2 protein-coding genes are annotated in these 2121 nt (G+C 71.7%); both read right to left on the bottom strand.

Annotation, left to right across the window (positions count from 1 at the left end; translation table 11 throughout):
* Positions 1 to 98: 98 nt before the first annotated feature.
* Complete coding sequence (gene tsf, locus LCD35_RS21550; RefSeq protein ID WP_224960005.1) at positions 99 to 914, bottom strand: translation elongation factor Ts; 816 nt, start codon at positions 912 to 914, stop codon at positions 99 to 101.
* 207 nt (positions 915 to 1121) lie between these two features.
* The gene (gene rpsB / locus LCD35_RS21555; RefSeq protein ID WP_224960004.1) at positions 1122 to 1949 is read right to left on the bottom strand and encodes a 30S ribosomal protein S2; all 828 of its coding nucleotides are present in this window, start codon (positions 1947 to 1949) and stop codon (positions 1122 to 1124) included.
* Positions 1950 to 2121 lie beyond the last annotated feature (172 nt).

Raw genomic sequence — 2121 nt, forward strand, 5'->3', positions numbered from 1 at the left:
CGGCGCGCCGCCCCCCCTCCCGCTGCGGCGGGGGGGGGGGGGGGCCGGCCGCGGGGGGGGGGGGGGGGGCGCCCCCCCCCCCCCCCCCCCGGGCGGGATCAGGCCTGGCCGACCTCGAACCGCGCGAAGCGGGTCACGGTCACGCCTGCCTCGTCCAGCAGGGCCTTGACGGTCTTCTTGTTGTCCTGCACCGACGGCTGGTCGAGCAGCACGTTCTCCTTGAAGAAGCCGTTCAGACGACCCTCGATGATCTTCGGGAGGGCCTGCTCCGGCTTGTTCTCGGCGCGCGCGGTCTCCTCGGCGATGCGGCGCTCGTTGGCCACCACGTCCTCGGGGACGTCGTCGCGGCTGAGATAGGTGGCCTTCAGGGCCGCCACCTGCATCGCGGCGTTGCGCGCGGCGTCCTCGTCGGAGCCGGTGTACTCGACCAGCACGCCCACGGCCGGCGGGAGGTCCGCGGCGCGGCGGTGCAGGTAGGTGGTCACCTGGCCGTCGAAGACGACGACGCGGCGCAGCTCCAGCTTCTCACCGATCTTGACGGCGAGGTCCTGCACGGCCTCACCGATGGTCTTGTCGCCCAGCGGGGCGGCCTTGACCGTCTCCAGGTCGGAGGAGTTCGCGGCCTTCGCGGCCTCGACGACCTTGTCCGCCAGCGCGATGAACTCGTCGTTCTTGGCGACGAAGTCCGTCTCGCTGTTCAGCTCGATCATCGCACCGCCGGCGGCGACGACCAGGCCCTCGGCGGCGGAGCGCTCGGCGCGCTTGCCGATGTCCTTGGCACCCTTGATGCGCAGGACCTCCACGGCCTTGTCGAAGTCCCCGTCGGTCTCGGTGAGGGCCTTCTTGCAGTCCATCATGCCGGCGCCGGTCAGGTCACGGAGACGCTTGACGTCGGCCGCAGTGTAGTTCGCCATCGTGCGGGTCCGTCCTTTTTCGGAATGTGTGCACAGCGGAAGATCAGCGGCGGCAGCGGAGGCAGCACGTGCGTCCGCGGCCGCTCGCGACGCGAATGGGCGGCGGGTCGTGCTCGACGCCCGCCGCCGCTGGGCCCCGAGCCGCGGTGCGGCCGGGGGACCCGATGATCGTGCCGGTCACCGCTGGGGTGACCGCCACGGTCGGAATCAGGACTGGGCGGGCTCGTCGGCCTTCGCCGCACCCTCACCGGAACCGGTGGTCAGCAGCTGCTGCTCCCACTCCGGCAGCGGCTCCTCGCCGGCCGGCTGGGGCTTCTCCTCGCCCTCGGCAACGCCGTTGCCGCGGCCGCTGCGGGCCATCAGACCGGCGGCGACACCGTCGGCCACCACGCGGGTCAGCAGCGCGGCGGAGCGGATCGCGTCGTCGTTGCCCGGGATCGGGTAGTCGACCTCGTCCGGGTCGCAGTTGGTGTCCAGGATCGCGACGACCGGGATGTTCAGCTTGCGAGCCTCGCCGACGGCGATGTGCTCCTTCTTCGTGTCCACGATCCAGACGGCGCTGGGGATCTTGGACATGTCGCGGATGCCGCCGAGGGTCTTTTCCAGCTTGTCCTTCTCGCGGGTCAGCATCAAGATTTCCTTCTTGGTGCGCCCCTCGAAGCCGCCGGTCTGCTCCATCGCCTCCAGCTCCTTGAGCCGCTGGAGACGGCGGTGCACCGTCTGGAAGTTCGTGAGCATGCCGCCCAGCCAGCGCTGGTTCACGTAGGGCATGCCGACGCGCAGCGACTGCTCCGCGATCGCTTCCTGCGCCTGCTTCTTGGTGCCGACGAACAGGATCGTCCCGCCGTGGGCGACCGTCTGCTTGACGAAGTCGTACGCCGCATCGATGTACGACAGCGTCTGCTGCAGGTCGATGATGTAGATGCCGTTGCGCTCGGTGAAGATGTAGCGCTTCATCTTCGGGTTCCAGCGCCGGGTCTGGTGCCCGAAGTGCACGCCGCTGTCGAGCAGCTGCTTCATGGTGACGACGGCCATGGCCTTGTTCGCACCTCTTGTGTCGGGGGGGGCGCCCCCCCCGGGGGGGGGGGGGGGGGGGGGGGGGGGGGGGGGGGGGGGGGGGCGGCGCCCCCCCCCCGGGGGGCGTCCTCGCGCGCCGGGGCCCGCCCGGCCGCGCCCCCCCCCCCCCCCGCGGCCGGGGAGTAGGAGG

The organism is Saccharopolyspora sp. 6V (genome assembly GCF_020176785.1).
In the GTDB taxonomy this organism is placed as follows: Bacteria; Actinomycetota; Actinomycetes; order Mycobacteriales; family Pseudonocardiaceae; genus Saccharopolyspora_C; species Saccharopolyspora_C gregorii.

What these genes read in the sequence shown, in the direction of transcription:
- rpsB (WP_224960004.1), bottom strand. Translation starts at nt 1,949, where the DNA reads ATGGCCGTCGTCACCATGAAGCAGCTGCTCGACAGCGGCGTGCACTTC.
- tsf (WP_224960005.1), bottom strand. Translation starts at nt 914, where the DNA reads ATGGCGAACTACACTGCGGCCGACGTCAAGCGTCTCCGTGACCTGACC.